Annotated in this window: 14 protein-coding genes; 7 read left to right on the top strand and 7 right to left on the bottom strand. The window is 60.1% G+C overall.

All coding sequences use genetic code 11. The features are described 5' to 3' along the window. Positions 1 to 214 precede the first annotated feature (214 nt). Complete coding sequence (locus ACKVY0_RS01435) at positions 215 to 1063, bottom strand: protein-disulfide reductase DsbD domain-containing protein (protein WP_409213000.1); 849 nt, start codon at positions 1061 to 1063, stop codon at positions 215 to 217. Between the two features lie 97 nt (positions 1064 to 1160). Then, positions 1161 to 2525, bottom strand: a complete 1365-nt coding sequence (gene asnS, locus ACKVY0_RS01430; RefSeq protein ID WP_409212999.1) for an asparagine--tRNA ligase — start codon at positions 2523 to 2525, stop codon at positions 1161 to 1163. Positions 2526 to 2623: 98 nt separating this feature from the next. On the opposite strand from asnS, the gene ACKVY0_RS01425 reads away from it, so the two are divergent. Together ACKVY0_RS01425 and ACKVY0_RS01420 are read left to right on the top strand one after the other, a co-directional pair. Next, positions 2624 to 2839, top strand: a complete 216-nt coding sequence (locus ACKVY0_RS01425; protein ID WP_409212998.1) for a type II toxin-antitoxin system HicB family antitoxin — start codon at positions 2624 to 2626, stop codon at positions 2837 to 2839. 3 nt (positions 2840 to 2842) lie between these two features. Then, positions 2843 to 3067 (top strand): type II toxin-antitoxin system HicA family toxin, encoded by a 225-nt coding sequence (locus tag ACKVY0_RS01420; RefSeq protein ID WP_409212997.1) that lies wholly within the window; start codon positions 2843 to 2845, stop codon positions 3065 to 3067. Positions 3068 to 3100: 33 nt separating this feature from the next. Here ACKVY0_RS01420 and ACKVY0_RS01415 read toward each other — a convergent pair whose 3' ends face one another. Next, positions 3101 to 3985 carry a TIM barrel protein gene (locus tag ACKVY0_RS01415; protein WP_409212996.1) on the bottom strand — a complete coding sequence of 295 codons (885 nt, stop codon included), beginning with the start codon at positions 3983 to 3985 and terminating at the stop codon, positions 3101 to 3103. A 114-nt stretch (positions 3986 to 4099) separates the two neighbouring features. Next, positions 4100 to 5446 carry a tRNA uridine-5-carboxymethylaminomethyl(34) synthesis GTPase MnmE gene (gene mnmE / locus ACKVY0_RS01410; protein ID WP_409212995.1) on the bottom strand — a complete coding sequence of 449 codons (1347 nt, stop codon included), beginning with the start codon at positions 5444 to 5446 and terminating at the stop codon, positions 4100 to 4102. A 145-nt stretch (positions 5447 to 5591) separates the two neighbouring features. Here mnmE and ACKVY0_RS01405 point away from each other — a divergent pair, with 145 nt between their 5' ends. The 5 genes from ACKVY0_RS01405 to ACKVY0_RS01385 all read left to right on the top strand — a co-directional run bounded on the left by ACKVY0_RS01405 (position 5592) and on the right by ACKVY0_RS01385 (position 12370). Beyond that, the gene (locus tag ACKVY0_RS01405) at positions 5592 to 7046 is read left to right on the top strand and encodes an MraY family glycosyltransferase (RefSeq protein WP_409212994.1); all 1455 of its coding nucleotides are present in this window, start codon (positions 5592 to 5594) and stop codon (positions 7044 to 7046) included. After that, on the top strand, positions 7043 to 9589 hold the full coding sequence (locus ACKVY0_RS01400) for an O-antigen ligase family protein (protein WP_409212993.1): 2547 nt from the start codon (positions 7043 to 7045) through the stop codon (positions 9587 to 9589). The genes ACKVY0_RS01405 and ACKVY0_RS01400 overlap by 4 nt, the downstream gene beginning before the upstream one ends. 123 nt (positions 9590 to 9712) lie before the next feature. Then, on the top strand, positions 9713 to 11068 hold the full coding sequence (locus ACKVY0_RS01395) for a sigma-54-dependent transcriptional regulator (RefSeq protein ID WP_409212992.1): 1356 nt from the start codon (positions 9713 to 9715) through the stop codon (positions 11066 to 11068). Between the two features lie 97 nt (positions 11069 to 11165). Further along, positions 11166 to 11528 carry a hypothetical protein gene (locus tag ACKVY0_RS01390; RefSeq protein WP_409212991.1) on the top strand — a complete coding sequence of 121 codons (363 nt, stop codon included), beginning with the start codon at positions 11166 to 11168 and terminating at the stop codon, positions 11526 to 11528. Continuing rightward, entirely contained in the window at positions 11525 to 12370 is an 846-nt protein-coding gene (locus ACKVY0_RS01385) for a ferredoxin family protein (RefSeq protein WP_409212990.1), read from the top strand. Before ACKVY0_RS01390 ends, ACKVY0_RS01385 begins: the two co-directional genes overlap by 4 nt. A 36-nt stretch (positions 12371 to 12406) precedes the next feature. On the opposite strand, the gene ACKVY0_RS01380 is transcribed toward ACKVY0_RS01385, so the two are convergent. The 3 genes from ACKVY0_RS01380 to ACKVY0_RS01370 all read right to left on the bottom strand — a co-directional run bounded on the left by ACKVY0_RS01380 (position 12407) and on the right by ACKVY0_RS01370 (position 17613). Next, positions 12407 to 16930, bottom strand: a complete 4524-nt coding sequence (locus ACKVY0_RS01380) for a discoidin domain-containing protein (RefSeq protein WP_409212989.1) — start codon at positions 16928 to 16930, stop codon at positions 12407 to 12409. A gap of 102 nt (positions 16931 to 17032) precedes the next feature. Next, positions 17033 to 17275, bottom strand: coding sequence for a DUF4926 domain-containing protein (locus tag ACKVY0_RS01375; RefSeq protein ID WP_409212988.1), 243 nt, complete (start codon positions 17273 to 17275; stop codon positions 17033 to 17035). After that, positions 17272 to 17613, bottom strand: coding sequence for a DUF6883 domain-containing protein (locus tag ACKVY0_RS01370; protein ID WP_409212987.1), 342 nt, complete (start codon positions 17611 to 17613; stop codon positions 17272 to 17274). The genes ACKVY0_RS01375 and ACKVY0_RS01370 overlap by 4 nt, the downstream gene beginning before the upstream one ends. Positions 17614 to 17620: the final 7 nt, after the last annotated feature.

Here is a 17620-nt window from a genome sequence, read left to right as displayed (position 1 = left end):
TCTTTTGGTTGCTCTCCACCCCGCCTCACGGCGACGCAGTTACTTTAAGTTCTCACCCGGAACACGGTTCCAGATGGCCGAGGTATTCCACCTCGGAGGGTTGTGGCGCTCCACAGCGCACGAGGATAGGCTTCCAGCCTGTCAGCGGATCGAGGCGTCCCGCCTTCGTCCGGGAAAAAGGCTGGAAGCCTCTGTCCATTGTCAGGCCGGAGGCCTAACCTCCGCGCACGATCTTTGGCGCCATCTGGAGGCAGCGTAGCTTGCCATCCTGCAACCAGCCGTTGTCGTTGCGCACGATGACGCGCAGGTTCTTCGGCGGCTGGCTGCCGAGATAGGCATCGGCTTTGATGAGGGTGATCGTCAGGCTGCCGTCGTCGTGACGCTGGATGATTTGCGGTTTGTCGGTGTCGAACCAGCCGTCTTCGGTGAAGACGATGATCTTGTCGGCTTCGCGCTGATTTTTGCTGAGGCGAGCCTGCGCGGTGGCGGGTTTGAGCATCAGCGTGATGGTTTGACCCGCTTCGTTTGCGTTGGAGGTCCAGGCATCGCTGGTCTGTTCGACACGGGCACGTTCTTCATCGAGCAACTTGTGCCATCTGCCATTCAACTCGGCGGTTTCGGCGACGGGCAATGTGAGGCTGAGTTCCATCGAGCCAGGATGGCAGGAGTTGCCACAGCACATCCATGAGGCGAGGCCGGCGAGGGTGATGGAGTCGCCCACCTTCAAGTTCGCGGGCGGTGTTACCTCGGTGCGCAACATCACATCACGATCAAAGCCCTGTGCCTTGATCTTGAACATGAGCGTGCGCTCAGGCTCGGGATAAACGAGTTCGCCTGCCTTCCAGCCTTTCGGTAAACTCCACTTCATCTGCGTCGGCACGCCGACAATACCGGGGAAACGCCAGTAGGTATGCGCACCGCGATCATGCTGGAGCCAGAGGCCGACGGTGAACGGTTTGCCGGGAACGATGGCGGCTTGCTCGGAGACGAGCTGAATGGTGAGGCCGGTTTGGGCGGCGGCGGGAGTCAGGCTGGCAAAGAGGAGAAAAGTGCTCAGTGCCAAGTGCTCAGTGCTCAGTATTCCACCAAGCCACCGCAGCGCATGACTGAGAACTGAGCACTGAGCACTGAGCACTTTGAAACTTCGTTCCATAATGCTCTCAATAAGCCGCATGCCCCGGTGTACGGGCAAACGGAATGACATCGCGGATGTTGGGAACTCCTGTGACAAACATGAGCAGGCGTTCAAAGCCGAGGCCATAACCGGCGTGCGGGACGGTGCCGTAGCGGCGGAGGTCGGCATACCAGGAGTAATTCGCGGGATCGAGGTTCTGCTTGGCCATCAAGGCTTCGAGAACATCGAGGCGCTCCTCGCGCTGGCTGCCGCCGACGATTTCGCCGATGCCGGGGACGAGCAGGTCCATGGCTGCGGCGGTTTTGCCGTCGTCGTTTTGGCGCATGTAGAAGGGTTTGATGTCCTTGGGGTAGTTGAAGATGGTGACGGGGCCTTTGACATGCTCTTCGGCCAGGAAACGCTCGTGCTCGGTTTGCAGACCTTCGCCCCAGACGACGGGATTTTCGAAGCTGCAGCCGGATTGGAGCAGGATCTCGACGGCGTCGGTGTAGCTGATGCGCTCGAAGGGTTTGTCGAGCGTCTGCTTGAGGCGTTCGATGAGGCCCTTGTCGATAAACTTGTTGAAAAACTCAAGTTCGTCCGGGCACTCGTCAAACATGGCCTGCACGAGGTAGCGCACCTGTTCTTCGGCGAGTGTCATGTCGTCGAAGAGATCGTAGAAGGCCATCTCGGGCTCGATCATCCAGAACTCGGCGGCGTGGCGCGTGGTGTTGCTGTTTTCGGCGCGGAAGGTCGGCCCGAAGGTGTAAATGTTGCCCAATGCGCAGGCGAAGGCCTCGCCTTGAAGCTGGCCGCTGACGGTGAGGTAGGTCGGACGGCCAAAGAAGTCCTGCTCAGGCTTCGACGGCGTGTTCGGTTTCAAGGTCGTGACCTGGAACATCTCCCCTGCCCCTTCGCAGTCGCTGCTGGTGATGATCGGCGTCTGCACATAGAAAAAGCCGCGCTCCTGGAAGAAGCGATGCACCGCAAAGGCCATCTTGCTGCGCACGCGGAAGACGCTGCCGAAGAGGTTCGTGCGCGGCCGCAGATGCGCGATGGTGCGCAGGAATTCCGGTGTGTGGCCCTTCTTTTGCAGCGGATACGTCGCATCCGCTTCACCGACGATGCGCAGTTCCTTCGCCTGCATCTCCCACTTCTGCCCGGCGGCCGGTGACGCGATTAAATCGCCCGTCACTTCGACCGAAGCACCGGTCAAAATGCGCGGCAGCAGTTCGGCGGAAGCCAATCCGGCATCGACGACGACCTGGAGGCCCTTGAAGCAGGAGCCATCGGTGATTTCGAGGAAGGAGCAGGCTTTTGAATCACGCTTTGTGCGCACCCAGCCGCGTGCGATGATGTCGGAGCGATGCGAGGCGGAATTGAGGAGGTTTTGGATGGTGTCGAGGGACATTGGCGAAACGCTAACGAGCATCGGTCTTGGAGCAAGGAGGAGGGAGGATGTGCGGCAGCATGGATTGACGCAGCGAGAGGATGACGATAGAATCTGGCATGAAGAAAGCATTCACCGCTGTCATTGAACGCTGCGCGGATACAGGACTGTATGTGGGCCATGTGCCGGGGTTTGCCGGAGCGCACTCGCAGGGCGAGTCGTTGGATGAACTCCAGCACAACCTCCATGAGGTGATTGAAATGCTGCTTGAGGATGGTGATCCGGTCATGGATGCCGAGTTTGTCGGCACGCAGAGCATTTTAATCGCCGCCTGAGCCATGCCGAAGCCGCCGGTGCTGAAACCTCGTGAAGTGTGTGCGATTCTGGATTCGCTCGGCTTTGCCTTGGTGCGGCAGCGCGGATCGCACATGCAATATCGGCATGTTGACGGACGCGGCACGACGGTGCCGAATCATCAGGGCAGAGATGTGTCGCCAGTGCTGCTGCGACAGATTGCCAAGGACATCGGGCTGACAATGGATGAGTTTCTCAGCCATCGATGACGGAACTGCCGCACGCGGAGTGTGCGGAGCACTTCACACGTCACATACCATCGCCGCATGACGCAACGCGAGGACGGGATCGTCCCAGGTGGGGATGAATTCGTGGGCAACGAAGTCGTGGTAGCCGATTTCGAGGAGGGCCTGCATGACGGCGGGGTAGTTGATCTCCTGGTGCTCGTCGAGCTCGCAGCGGCCGGGATTGCCGGCGGTGTGGATGTGGCCGATGTAGTCCTTGTGAAGGCGGAGGCGGCGGACGATGTCGCCATTCATGATGCTGACGTGGTAGATGTCGAACAGGAGCTTGAAGTTGGGGCTGCCGATTTGCTTGATGAGATCGACGCAGAAGTCCACGTCGTCGCCGAAGTAGCCGGGGTGGCCTTTCATCGGATGAGAGCTGTCGCGTGAGTTGAGGTGCTCGAGGACGAGGGTGATGCCTTTCTTTTCGGCATGCGGGAGGACGACTTTCCAGGTGTCGAGGCAGTCTTTGATGGCCTGGTCACGGTCCATGCCGTCAAACTTCATGCCGGTGAAGGTGATGACCTTCTTCGCACCGACATCGGCGGCGACGTCGATGCCTTCGGTGAGCTTGGCGATGACCTCATCGCGGAACTTGGGGTTGCAGGGGCCGTTGGTGAAGCCGTGACCGCTGACGAGGGAGATGTCGAGGCCGAGCGCCTTCACATCGGGGTAGTATTTGCGGTCGATGCCTTCGATGCCAACGAGGCCGATGTCTTTGGCGTGCTTGGCGAGCACGAGGGTGTCCATCGGCTTCCAGCACCAGCCCATGAGGGTGTGTTTGATGCCTTTGTTTTTGATGACGTAGGCGGGATCAGCGGCGGCTTTGGCGATGGTTTGAGCGCTGAGGCGGGAGGCGGCGGTGGCGGCGAGTGCGGTGGTGAAGAAGTGGCGGCGGTTCATGGTGGGAAGATGGTTTAAGTGCTCAGTGCTTAGTTCTCAGTGCTCAGTTACCGGACCACTGGGAACTGAGCACTGCTTACTGAGCACTGGATGGAGGATGAAACGGCGGGAGAATCACTTTCCTATGCAGAAGGTGGAGAAGATGACGTCGAGGATGCGTTCGACATCGACCTGGCCGATGACGTCGCCGATGGCTTGAAGGGCTTCGCGGATTTCGAGGGCGATGAATTCGGGGGCTTCGCTGCGTTCTAGGGCGGTCTTGGCGGCGAGGAGGCGCTCGGCGGCACGCTCGAAGGCGGCTTTGTGACGGGCGTTGATGGCGATGGGGTGATCGGCGGCGAGTGGTCCAGCGGTGGCGATGACGTCGCGAATGGCATTGCGCAACGTTTCGATGCCGCTGCCGGTGAGGCAGGAGAGCGGGATGGCCTTCGCTTCGGCGGACCAGCTTGGGTGGATGCCGAGATCGGCTTTGTTGAGGATGAGGATGCGGCGATTGGCGATGGAATCGGGCAGTGTGAGGCGATGAGCGGTGGCAGTGGGCTGGCTGGCATCGACGACTTCGATGACGAGGTCGGCGCGGTCGAGTTCGCGCTCAGTGCGCTGGATGCCCACGCGTTCGATGTCGTCAGTTGATTCGCGCAGACCGGCGGTATCGACGAGACGGAGAGGGATTCCATGCACCTGGATGATTTCTTCGATGGTGTCGCGGGTGGTGCCAGCGGTAGGACTGACAATAGCACGTTCGAAGCCGAGTAGGACATTGAGCAGGCTGCTTTTACCGACGTTCGGCGCACCGGAGATGACGGTGCGGGCGCCGTGGCGCAGGATGCGGCCCTGTTCGGAGGTGGCGATGAGTTTTTGCGCGCGTTCGAGCACGGCGTCGAGGCGCTGCATCAAAGCGGCGCCGGTTTCGGGGGAGATGTCCTCATCCGGGAAGTCGATGAAGGCCTCGATGTGGGCGAGCACGGGGATGATCTCCTGCTGCATGGCGGTGGCTTCGCGACCGATAGCACCACCGAGCTGCTCGTTTGCAGCACGCAAAGCGAGGGTGCTTTGCGCCTGGATCAGGTCCATCACGGCCTCGGCCTGCGTGAGGTCCATTTTGCCATTCAAGAAGGCGCGCTGGGTGAATTCGCCAGGTTCGGCGGCACGCGCACCGCAGGCGAGCAGGCGATCCAGCACACGCTGCGTGACGAGAACGCCACCGTGGCCGTGGAATTCGATGACGTCTTCGCCGGTGTAGCTGGCGGGCGATTTGAAATGGAGCAGCAGGCCGTGATCGAGCGGGTTTCCGGACTCATCGACGACTTGAACGAGATGGGCCTGCCGTGCCGTGAGTTTGAGCGGCAATTTGAAGGCCTGAGAGGCGATTTGCAGCGACTGCGGGCCGGAAACGCGCACGACGCTGATGGCGGCCTCACCGAGGGCGGTGGAGATGGCGGCGATGGTGTCGTGAAGCATCGGCGATGGTGCGGGGTGCGGGGGCAAAGTTCAAGATGCGATCTGGAAAGATGCAATCAACGAGTTCTTCCGCGCTGAGGTGTTGAACGTTGATTTTGCAACGGCTATGCTCTTTAGCTTTCCCACCTGACCCAACCCACCGCGCATGATTGATCCAGCACCCAACGACATTCACATGGGACCTTGGGCTCCACGCAATGTCCCATGGGTGGAAATGACCGGGTATTTCTGTGGAGCACTGGTGGTGGCCGCACTGGGCACTTGGTGGGTTTTGAAGCGCGGCGGCAGCATCGGCCTGGATGAGCCGGACACCAGACGCAAACTGCATGGGAAGGCGATTCCACGGCTCGGCGGTGCTCCGATCTTCCTGGCAGTAGGGCTGGCCTCACTGGTGGCGGGTTATATTGGCGGTCTGGGCTGGAGCCGCTGGCTGCCGGTGGCCATCTGCAATGCGCTGATATTCAGCGTGGGTTTCGTGGATGATTTGAAGCCGCTGGGAGCCAGAGTAAAGCTCATCGGGCAGATCGGCACGGCCTTGATCCTGTACGCACTGGGTGTTTCGATCGACATGCTGAGCAACCCGTTTGGTGAGGGGGCTGTAGAGTTGGGCTGGTGGAGTCTGCCACTGACGCTGATCTGGCTGGTGAGCATCCCGAACATTGTGAACCTGATTGATGGCATGGACGGTCTGGCGGGTGGATTCGGCCTGTTTCTATGCCTGACGCTGGCAATTATCGGCCACCATGGCTACCAGCCCGATGTCGTGGTGGTAGCATTGGCAATGGCCGGAGCTCTGGGGGGGTTTTTGGTCTTCAATCTGCCTCCGGCAAAGATTTTTCTAGGAGATGGTGGCGCTTATTTGATCGGGTTTTTCATCGCCTCGGTGTCACTGTTTACTTCGAACAAAGGTTCGGTGATCGGTGCGCTGCTGGTGATCATCATCGCGCTGGGCGTGCCTATTTTGGACACGCTCTTTGCGATCATCCGCCGCGGCATGCGGGGGCTGCCGATCTTCCAGGCGGACGCGGAGCATATTCACCACCGACTGATCCTCCTGGGCTATAGCAAGGGGCGGGCGCTGGCGGTGCTTTATACGGTGTGTTTGATCCTGAGCGTAGCGGGCTTGAGCATCCTGCTCACCAAAGGGATCGCGCTGCCAGTGGCAGGAACGTTCTTCTTTCTGCTGGCCCTGTGGGCGGCGCGCTATCTGGGCTATGTGAAAAGCTGGTCCACATTGCGCGCGCAACTCGACGCAGTGATGGAAAAGCGGCGACAAAGAGAGTTTTTCCGTGCCTACGGGCGTGTGCTGGATTTCGAAGTGGAGCGCTGCGAGGATCTGGAAGCTTTCTGCCAACAATTAAGGCATGGTCTGACACGCATGAAGCTGAATGCCGGTTTTCAAACAAACCACCACGCTGAAGCATTACGTCTGCCGTGTGGCAGGCTTTGCATGCTTTATCGGCCGCAAGACAAAACCGAAGCGGCTGAATGGCAGGTAAGATTGGATGTATTCATTCCCGCGCTCGAACGATGCTTGGAAAAATGGGGCGCATTGCCGGACTTTCTGGAACAATCTTCCAACCCGCCCATTTCCACATGACTTTGTCCGATGATTCTTCTCCGCCCCCTGCCCAGCCCGCCCCGCTGCTGGTGGATGAAAGCATGCGGGCAGTCGATCCTCGCCAGCCCGATATGGCAGCCATGAAGACTGCGGATCCTGCCATTGAAGAAACAGAGATTGAGGATGAGGACGGTGAAGATAGCACGCGCTCCCGAGAACAAGAACTGGCTGGTCCAGCTTGGCGCGGAGTCATTCTTGCCTTGCTGCCCGTGCTGGTGTGTTTTTTGGGCGCTGGCCGCGAGACATGGTCGAAGGCGTTGGCGGCCATTTTGATGGCGATCTGGATGATTGTCTTTCCTCCGCGCCGCCGCTTGCCGTTGTGGCCAAGTCTGTGCCTGCTAAGCTTGGTGATGGTGCCGCTGCTGGCTTTCATGCCCGCCTCCTGGCAGGGGGGGGGGCCAATCTGGCGCACACGACTGACCCAGGACTGGGGCATCAATTTGTCAGAGACGCTGACGCCTCAGGCCTGGGTGACGTTGGAGTCCTGGTGCTTGATGACACTGAGCGTACTTTGGCTGCTCTGGTGCCTTACCCGTGGATTCTCCAGTGATGAGCGACGAGCGATGCTTCAGACGGTGGCCGTAGGCGGTCTTTTGCTGTGTGTGCTGTCACTTCTGGAGAATTTCAAACTCATCAGCCTACCTTGGTGGCCACGCCGACCAGAGTGGGGCGATGTTTACTTCGGCCCGTTCGCAAACCGCAACCATGGCAGCAGTCTGGCGGCGCTGGTTTGCGTGCTATGCGCCGCGCTGGCTTTTGATGCGCAACGCCGCAAATCACGCGCATGGGCGGCATTTGCGATGGGCGCTCTCGTGCCGCTGGCCTGCATTTTCGTCAACACTTCCCGTGCAGGTGTGCTGCTGCTATTTCTAGGCATGACGGTCTGGCTGGGCACTTCCGCGATGGGAAGAGGCTTTTTCCAAAAGGTGATGATCACAATCTCCGTGGTCTGTATCATCGCCACATTGTTAGTGCTCAGCGGTGGAGGTGTCGCCAGACGGTTTGCAGAGCAACGCAGTGGTGAAGGAGGAACTGTCGTTGAAGGACGCTCTGTCATTTACTCGCATACCTTGAACTTGAGCCTGGAGAATCCCTGGGTGGGCATCGGGCTTGGAAACTTCGACACCGTGTTTCAACAGTTTCTCCCAATATACAATCAACGTGAAATGTACATCCATCCTGAGAGCGATGTGCTTTGGCTGCTGGCCGAAGGCGGCCTGCTCTGCGTGCTGCCAGCAGTCCTTATGGTGGTCTGGTTTTTAAGCGTCACCGGCCCTTGGTTCCGCAGCAGGAGAAAGGAACGTGGACGACGGCAGGACCGACGGCTAAGAAATTCGGCGGTCATTGCTTGTGGAATCGGTTTGGTTCATGGCCTGTTTGATGTTCCCAATCATGGACTTGGTTATTTTTCTCTCATTGCCTTGCTGGCTGGCATCGCAGTACGGCCCAGACGGCTGCCATTCTCTGCAAGCAGCGGCACCAAGCTGCTAAATTGGGCCGGAGGAACCGCTGCTCTCTTCTTCGGGGTCTGCTGGTTTGCCGTTGTCAGTGGGCGCCCTTGGTTGCTCGGCACCAGTGCCAGCGAAATGTTACACAAGCGAGCCTCAGCCTTTGCCGCTAGCGGTTCCCCTGCGGCCGCTTTGCCCCTTTACAATGCCGCCATCGAAATGAAGCCGATGAATTTCCTGCTCTATTACGAACGGGCCTCAGTCTTGCTAAGCATGGGGCGGCCGGCGGAAGCTGCATTGGAAGATTTTTCCCGTTCGAGAGCCCTCAACCCCAATTATACCGACCTATGTTACCACGAAGGCTTGTTTTGGCTCAACCATCGCCCCGAATTTGCTATTATTCCCTGGCGTGAGATTCTTTTACGGTGGCCCGGTTATTATTACTCCACGCTATTGAGCAAGGCCGAGCCATTCCCGGAACTCGAGGCAGCGTTATGGGATCTCGCCAACACGAACGAGCTCAAAATCATTCAGCTCAATTGGGTTGCGAACCGTGATGAATTTGAGCAGTTTTTTCGCAAACTGGTGCAAAACCAGCCAGATCTTGAAGGACTCACCCCGCCCCAACGAGAACAGGTCTTCACAGTTTGGTATCGTCACGGTGACCAGGCGGCGCTCATCTCCGCACTCGAAACCAACCGCAAGTGGCGGGACGACGGCTGGCGGATTCTGGCCGAGCACTACGCCCGCAATTCCGACTTCCAGCGGGCGTGCCAGACAGTGGTCCCTTATCTGCCCTCCGTCATTCGTACCGCACCAGGAACCAGCAGCGACATCCCTGCACTCGAGCGTGCCCTGCTTTACAATCCGACCGATGCCCGGCGTGGCATTGATCTGTTCCAAGCGCAGAAGAACCAAGGCGACATCAACGGCGCCCTGCGCACGTTGGAAAAGGTGGCCGCCATCCCGAACGCCCCATCCTATGTCCATCAGGAAATCGCCGCGTTGTGTGTCATGCAGCAGGATTTTCGCCGGGCTTGGGAGCACTTGCGCGAGGCCATGCAGAAGCGGTAAAGGCACCAAAAGCAGCCGCAAAGCCTGATAATTCTCTTTTTTGAGAATCCGAGATTGACGCAATCCTGCGAGACGTTTAGCTTATCTAACAATCAACTGTGCCTCTCACTTCACGAAATCAATATGGCTAAACTAGTAATCATAGACGACGAAGCCGCCATTCTGGAATTGATGACCAAGCTCTGCAAAGCAGCGGGACATCAGGTCTTTGGCAGCACCACCGGGATCGACGGCATCGCTGCCATTCGTGCCCAGCAGCCCGATCTGGTCATCGTGGACCTGCGCATCGGCGACGTGAACGGGCTCGACCTTGTCAGCATGTGCCGGGATCAGTTCCCCAACACCGCAGTCATTATGGTCACCGGCCATGGCAGCGTTGAGACCGCTGTCGAAGCCATGCGCCTCGGTGCCTTCGACTACCTTACCAAACCCTTCGATCTCGGCGATCTCATCAAAACCGTGAATCAGGCGCTCCAGCGCAATGGCACCGCCGCTGCGACGCCGGCGTCCATGCCCAGCACCACGCTGCGTTCCGCTTCCGCCTCGAAACTCATCGGCCACAGCGACGCCTTGCAGCGCATCTTTGACATCGTTCGCCGCGTCGCCAACAACGACAGCCCCGTGCTCCTCGAAGGCGAGTTCGGCGTCGGCAAACACATGGTCGCCCGGGCGCTGCATGAGGCCAGCCGCCGCAGCAACGCCACCTTCAAGGAACTGCAATGCAGCGCCATGCCAGAGGACGCTTTGGACACCGAGCTGTTCGGCCAGACCGCCATCTTCAACCGCGCTTCCGGCGGCACCATCCACCTTGCTGAGGTCAATCAGCTCCCCGCGCGCATTCAGGCCCAGTTGAACACCTTCCTCGATGAAGCACAGGCCAAAAAAGGCTGGGGCAACGGCTCCGGCGGCCCGGACTTCCGCCTCATCGTGTCCAGCACCGTCTCCCTCGAAGACGCCGTCAAGGCCGGCAAGTTCCGCGAAGACCTCTACTACAAGCTTTCCGTCGTGCCGTTGAAAATCCCCCCACTGCGCAACCGCCGTGAGGATGTGAAACCCCTCGTCGAGCATTTCCTCAAAGAACTCGCCGAACGCACCGACACCAAGGTCAAGACCATCGACGCCAACGCCGTCGAGTTCCTCGAAAAGTACAACTGGCCCGGCAACGTCAGCGAACTGCGCAACGCCATCGAGCGCGCCTGCGCCTTCGCCGAAAATGACCGCGTGCGCCCCTCCGACCTGCCCGCCAAAGTCACCCAGCAGATCGAGATTCCCACCCCCTCCACCAGCGAAGGCATCACCAAGCTCCCCATCGGCTCCCCGCTCGATGATTTCATCAAAGCGCAGGAGCGTGTGTTCATCCAGGAGACCCTCAAATACAACAGCGGCTCGCGCGAAAAGACCGCCAGCATGCTCGGCGTCTCCATCGCCACGCTCTACCGCAAGATGGGCCTCAACGTCGAGCGCAAGACCACGTCGTAGCCCCTCGTCATTCGGGAATTCGTGATTCGTCATTTTCACGGCAGTTGCGCAGTTCACCGCCCGCGCCCAAACTGCCGCGAACTCCCCTTCACGCGCCTTGTCATCTACCCCGACCATTCTCTACTGCCGCTGCGCCTACGCCCAGGTCGTGCCCACCGGTGTCAAAAACGACGTCCTGCAGCAACTCTGCGCCGCAGACACCAGCTTCGAGACCGTCTCAGATCTCTGCGAAATGGCCGCGCATCGCGATCCACGGCTCCAGGCCATCGCCTCGTGTGGAAAACTCCGCATCGCCGCCTGCTACCCGCGTGCCGTAAAAGGCCTGTTCCAGCAAGCCGGGTTCCCTCTCCCCGAGAACACCGAGATCCTCAACATGCGCACCCAGACCGCCGCCGAGATCACCATCGCGCTGCTTTCTGACTCCAGCATCCAGCAACCAGCATCCAGCATCGAGCCATGATCACCCACACCCACCGCCCCCTCCGCGTCGTCCTCTACGAAGGCAGCGGCAGCATCCAGCTTCCCGCCGAATCCCGCGCCAAAGTGATGATGGCCCTGCTCGATCAAGGTTACACCGTCACGCGCAGTGGGCAGGGAGCCAGCGCCATGCCGCATGATGACCGCAGCCTGCTCGTCCTCGGTGCCTTTGAGGGTAAAGCCCCCGCTTTGGAAGACGCCACCGGCCTCGTCAGCATCGACACCCGCGACATCACCGGCCTCGACCCCGACGCCATCGTCGCCCTCGTCAGCAAATCGCGCGGCGACAAGCCCATGAACGAACCCGGCAAATGGAAGCCCTGGTTCCCCGTCATCGACTACTCGCGCTGCACCAACTGCATGCAGTGCCTCAGCTTCTGCCTCTTCGACGTCTATGGCGTCAGCGACACCAACAAGATCCAGGTCCAGAACAACGACAACTGCAAGACCAACTGCCCCGCCTGCTCCCGCGTCTGCCCCGAAGTCGCCATCATGTTCCCCAAGTATCAGGCGGGACCGATCAACGGCGATGAAATCAACGAATCCGAAGCCGGACGCGAAAAGATCAAGGTGGACATCTCCTCGCTCCTCGGCGGCGACATCTACTCCGCCCTCAAAGACCGCAGCGCCGCCGCCAAATCCCGCTTCAGCAAAGAGCGCAGCCCCGACAAGGCCCTCGACGAACGGAAGAAGTGCCTCACCAAACTCGTCGGCGACGGCTTCATCCCCGCCGACGTCCTCGCCAGCCTGCCGAGCACCGAGGAGATTCTCAAGAAAGCCCAGGTCGCCAAGGCGAAAGCTGCGGCGGCACTCGCCGCTCAGTAAGGCAGCGCGGACACGCCGGACTGCGGCAACGCACGGTCACTTCTTCACCAGCGACTCCAGATAATCGAGCAGCGACGCGAACTCGCGCAGCGTCAGGTTGTTCGCCAATCCAGGCGGCATGATCGAGATCGGCAGTTTCTGACGCTCTTTGATGTCAGCGGTTTTGAAGGTGAACTCCTGTGCAGTGATGTTGCGCAGCTTGACCTCGCTCGCCCCTTCGAGCGTGATGAAGCCCATCTGCTGCGTGCCGTCCTTCATCGTGATCACTTCGCTGGCGAAGCCCTGGGCGATGGTTTTGTTCGGATCGAGGATGTTCTGCGCGAGATCGGGCCGCTTGTAGGTCTGCGCGATGTTGCCGAGATACGGCCCCTTCTGCGGCTCGGACTCCTTCGTCGTGTGGCAGGCGATGCAGGTGGCCTTGGTGAAGGCCATTTCGCCGATGGCGACATCGCCCTTCATCTGGATGACCTTGGCGAGCACGTCCTCGGGCTTGAGCGTACTGACCAGCGGCGTGGTGTCCTTCTCGCGGCTCAGCTTCATCGCCTTGGCGGCACCTTCGGCGGCAGCTTTGACCTTCGGATCAGGATCATTGAGCGCGGCGAGCACCTTGCCCGCCGACGCCTGATGTTTGATCAATCCAATCGCTTCCACGATCTGTTTGCGGCGCTTCGCATCCGCCCAGCCTCTGTCGAGCGCCTTCTGCGAGAGCTGAATCGACTCCGGGCTGCCTGCTTTGCGATTCGCCAGGTTCAGCAACGCCGCATCCGCGTAAATCGACGTGGTGCCCTCCAGCTTCTCCGCGATCTGCTCGATTAGCTGATGATGATTTTCGAGCTTCGGAGCGTTCAGGAAGGAGTTGAAGGCGGCATCGTAGTCCTTGCCGGAGTCCCGGAGCTTCTTGAGCGGCTCCAGCGCAGCCAGGGTGGCAGAGACGCCGTCGGCGCTGTCGGTCTTCGCCAAAGCGGTGATGGCCTGCGCCAGCGTCGCCGGTCCGACAGGTCCGACCTGTCGGACGAGTCCGACCAGCAGCGGCACCGCCTCCGCCGGAATCTCCTCCGCACCAGCAAGCTGCGCCGCCAGCTCCGGCAGCACCTTCGGGTCCTTCTTCGCGAGTTCGAGGATGCGCTGCTGCGCCTCGTTGAACTGGATGCGGTTGCGGTTCAGCTCCTTCACCAAGAAGGCGGCTTCCTCCGGCGTGGCCTTCGCCAGCGCGTCCTTCAGCGCCACGGCGATCTTCGGCGTCTCGCTCCAGGCCTCCGGCTGGTAATACGGCCCCCGCGTGTCCGGCCGCGTGCCCCACGAATCGCCCTTCCACTCGCCTTCCTTGAAATGGAGACGGCACAAGGCCGAGAGAATTCCTTGACGCAGTACAACGTCCGTTGCTTTGCTGAAACGCTCAATGAGACCGGTGATTACCGCAGGCTGGTGCATCATCGCTAGCGCTCGGAGTGCATCATGTCTGGTCACCGCATCTACGCGCGAGATATCAGCGCGAGCATCAAGCACGGCAAAGCAATGCGCGAAGGCACCGGCCATGCCCAGCGCGCGAATGACAGAATGCCGCGCCACGGGATCAATGCTGGCGTTCAGATATTGCGCCACATAGGCCGCCTTTTGGGAGTCCTCTCCAACGTCGTCAGTGAGACGCTTCAGAATCCAGGCCTCCTGTAGCGCCATGCGTGAGTCGGTGTAGACGCTGCCCTCCTTGCTGTTGGAAACATTGAACATCGCCGAGGTGCGGTCGCCAGTTTTAAACCGGGGCCAGGCGCGATGCGCGGCCAACACCACCTGCCATTCTTCCGGGCTCTGCGGATACGACAGGCTAACATTGTAGTCCGCCTGCCTCTTGGCCCCCAGAGCCAGGGCATAGATGCCAGCCACACGAGCTCCGGCCTTAGACTCCTTGTTACGGATCAGCCCGCTCAACGCCACGGCCTCCTTCTGCACCGCGTCACGCCTCACCAACTCCCTCTGCGCCTCCATCCTCCGGCGATGGCTCGCGGACTCCAACACCTTCACCAGCTCCTCATCCTTCGCCTTCGCGAAATCCGGCAGCGGCTCGACGATGAATGGAGGATAGGCCTCTGGCCTGTCAGCGGATCGGGGCGTCCCGCCTTGATCGGAGGCCGAAGGCTGGAAGCCTCGGGCCGTCGTCAGGCTGGAAGCCTGACCTCCGCCGATGCGCCAGCCCTTCGGCCGCACTTGCACGATGTAACCCACATCCGGCCCGGCCCAGCCGAAGGTGGCGCCTTTCCAACTGGCGCAATAGACGCGGCTCATGGCATCGACATCGGCGTCGGTGGGGCGGGTCATTTTGATGAAGGGCTCGGGCTTGCGGGTTTCTTCAAAGGTGGCGCCTTTGGGCTTCACCTGATGATGCCAAAGGGCAGCAGTGCCCCAGTCGCAGGTGAAGGGGGCGTTGTTCCAAGCGCCGAAGCCGGGTTCGTCGATGTAAACTGCGCCGGTGCCGCTGCCGCCGCCGTAGTCGGCGAGGGGCTGGATGGCCTCATCATTAAAATTTTTGTAGAGGCGCGGGTAGCCGTGGTCGTCGAGGCCGGTGAAGTGGTGGAAGCGGACGTTCCAGCCGCCGCCGTCGTTCGTGTTGTCGCGGGCGAACATGTCCATCAGCGGGCTGATGGCGACCTCCAGGATGTTGCGCGTGCCGGTGGAGTAGATTTCGAGGCCGGTGCCGTCGGGTCGCACGCGGATGACGCCGCCGCCGCGATGCTGAAGCGTTTTGCCATCGGTGCCGGTGGCCTTCAGGAATCCGAAATCGCCACCCGCGATGTAAAGCCAACCGTCGATGCCGAGGCTGAGGCCGTTCGTGGTGTGATCGGCGGGGCGATCTTTGAAATCGAAAGCGATGCCATTGACGAGGATGTTCTGCTTTTCGGCGACGCCGTCGTGATCGGCATCAATGAACTCGCTGAGGTGCGGCGGATGCACGAGGTAGAGTCGGTCGTGGTCCCAGACGAGGCCGCGCGGGCTGTCCACCTCGCAGAAGACCCTTGTTTCATCGGCGCGGCCATCGCCATCGAGGTCGCGCAGGCGGATGATGCGTCCACGGTTGGGTTTGCGCTCCACGGAGCCGTTTCCGTCGGAGGAAACGTAAAGCGTGCCATCTGGCTCCGCAGCGAGGAAGACAGGGTAGTTCGCGGCGGCGCTATTCGCGAAAAGGGAGACCTCAAAGTCCTCGGCGACCTTCACATCTTTCAAAATGGCGGCTTCCGCCTCCGGCGTGAGTTTGACGATCTTCGGCACGATGTTGCCGCTGTCTTTGTGGGGATCGTTCGCCGCTTTTTCCTGCTCAGCGCTCAGCTTCGGCGCGATGCCTTTGATGTTAGGGCCCTTGAGCCGCACCTCACGGATGCTGGCCCAGCCGCCGCTCTTTACACCAAGCGCATGCACCTTCACAAAGCGGATGCCGTCGGCCTTGGCGAAGTCATTCGAGTAAGGCGCGTTCTTCTCGTTCGTGCTGCCGTCTGCGAGCGTGGTCCACGTTTTGCCATCGGTGCTGCCTTCGACTTTGAATTGATACACGTTGTTGTTTTCCCAGGAGGTCTCGATGCCGGTGAGCGTCTGTGGCTTCTCCAACTCAAGCTGCAACCACTGCGGATAATCCGGGCCGCTGGCGCACCAGCGGGTGCCTTCGTCATTGTCCACCGCTCGCCAGGCGAAGTTGTTCTTGCCCGTCTCCTCGCTGCTCGCGCTCGCCTTGATGCCCGTGGCGTCTTTCGGCGCGGGCGCTGGCTTCGGAGCCTCCACCGGCTTTGCAGCGACAAACGTCACCTTGTTCTCGCCCTTGAACGGCACGAGAAAATCCGGCGAAAGCTTGTCACAGGCCCAAAGCAGGCCGCGCGTGATGAGATCAAGGTAACGCGCATCGGCGACGGTCTCCGTGTTGTGCCCGATGGTCGTGCTGAAGCTGCGGGCACCGTCTTTTTCGTTCGTCCAGGCCACGATGTATTCCACCGCCTTGCCTTTGACCATCTGCTTGCCCATCGCGAGCGGATGCGCGTCGAACAGGTTCACGTTGTTGTACAGCTCTTCTTTGATCGTGGTCCAGTCGGCGAGCGTCTTCGTGATCGGGTGCTCTTTATCGACAAACGTGATCGCGATAGGCTCCTGCGGGCCGTGCGAGTTCGATTGCAGGCCGAGACGCTTGAACCAGCGATCCTCGCCCGTGCGGAAGCTGTGCATGGCGCAGTGAAGCTGGATGCTCGGGATCGTTTTGTGAGCGTCGAGGATGCGCGTGAGCGTCTCCTTGTTGTTCATGCTCGCCGCGCACTCGTCGTGGATGATGATGTCGTAGCCCTTCGCCCAATCCACCTTGTCATAGACCGGCAGAGGCGGGTTCGTGCCTTTGTCGTCCGTCCAGATCACATCCACCTGCACATTCGCGCGAGACTGGATGCCTTTGGAGATGACCTCGTGCTGCTTTGCGTAGTCGTGACAGCAGCCTCCAGTGATGAGGAGGGCTTTGAGGGGTTTGGTTTCGGCGTGGCCTACGGAACACACGGAAAACGCGGAAAGGATCAGCAAAAAGGCAAAGGAACGCATGGGGATTAAGGGCGAAGAAGCCGCACAAAAAGCGGGATTTCTATCAGAAAAGTACAGGTTGGCAGCCTGAACCCCAATCAACATCCTGAAGACCGGCCATGATCAGGCGGCGGCAAGCGCTGGGTAATGAATGGGCATGAGCCGTGAGACTGGGATCGGCCACAGCGCCTGCGCACATCCATCTTCACTGGCGAATTCAACCTCGCAGACCTCTCCGCCATGCAGCATCACCACCGTGCCGACGAGTCCGCGTTTGAGCGTGATCGGCTCGCGCGAGATAAAGTGCTCCGCCGGAGTGTCCTCCAGCAGGGCGACGACATCGTGCTCGTGAATCACAGGTTTCATTCGGCGGTAAGTATGTAGCAAGTCGTGAGTCTTGGAAAGTCCGTTCCTCGCTCGACGATCCAGCCCGTGAGCACCTGGGCGCTTCTGCCGTTTCCTTCCATGCGAAAAATCAGGCGGTAAGTCATGCCGAAACCGTGATCGCCTGTCTCGACAGCTTGGTCAGAGCTCGCCACAGCATCGAGAATGGCCTGCTGGAGCAGGTAAGAATTGCCGATCGTGATGCCAAGCACTGATTTGAAAACACGCGCCTTGTGCCTGCCTCGTGGATGATCCTCATTGAGAACATATTCATCCAGCTTTTCGCCCAGCTCAGCACGATGACCGTTCGGCAGTTTCATGGTGAGA

The organism is Prosthecobacter sp. (assembly GCF_046154365.1).
Classification (GTDB): domain Bacteria; phylum Verrucomicrobiota; class Verrucomicrobiia; order Verrucomicrobiales; family Verrucomicrobiaceae; genus Prosthecobacter.
This window is presented reverse-complemented; position numbering and strand designations above follow the sequence as displayed.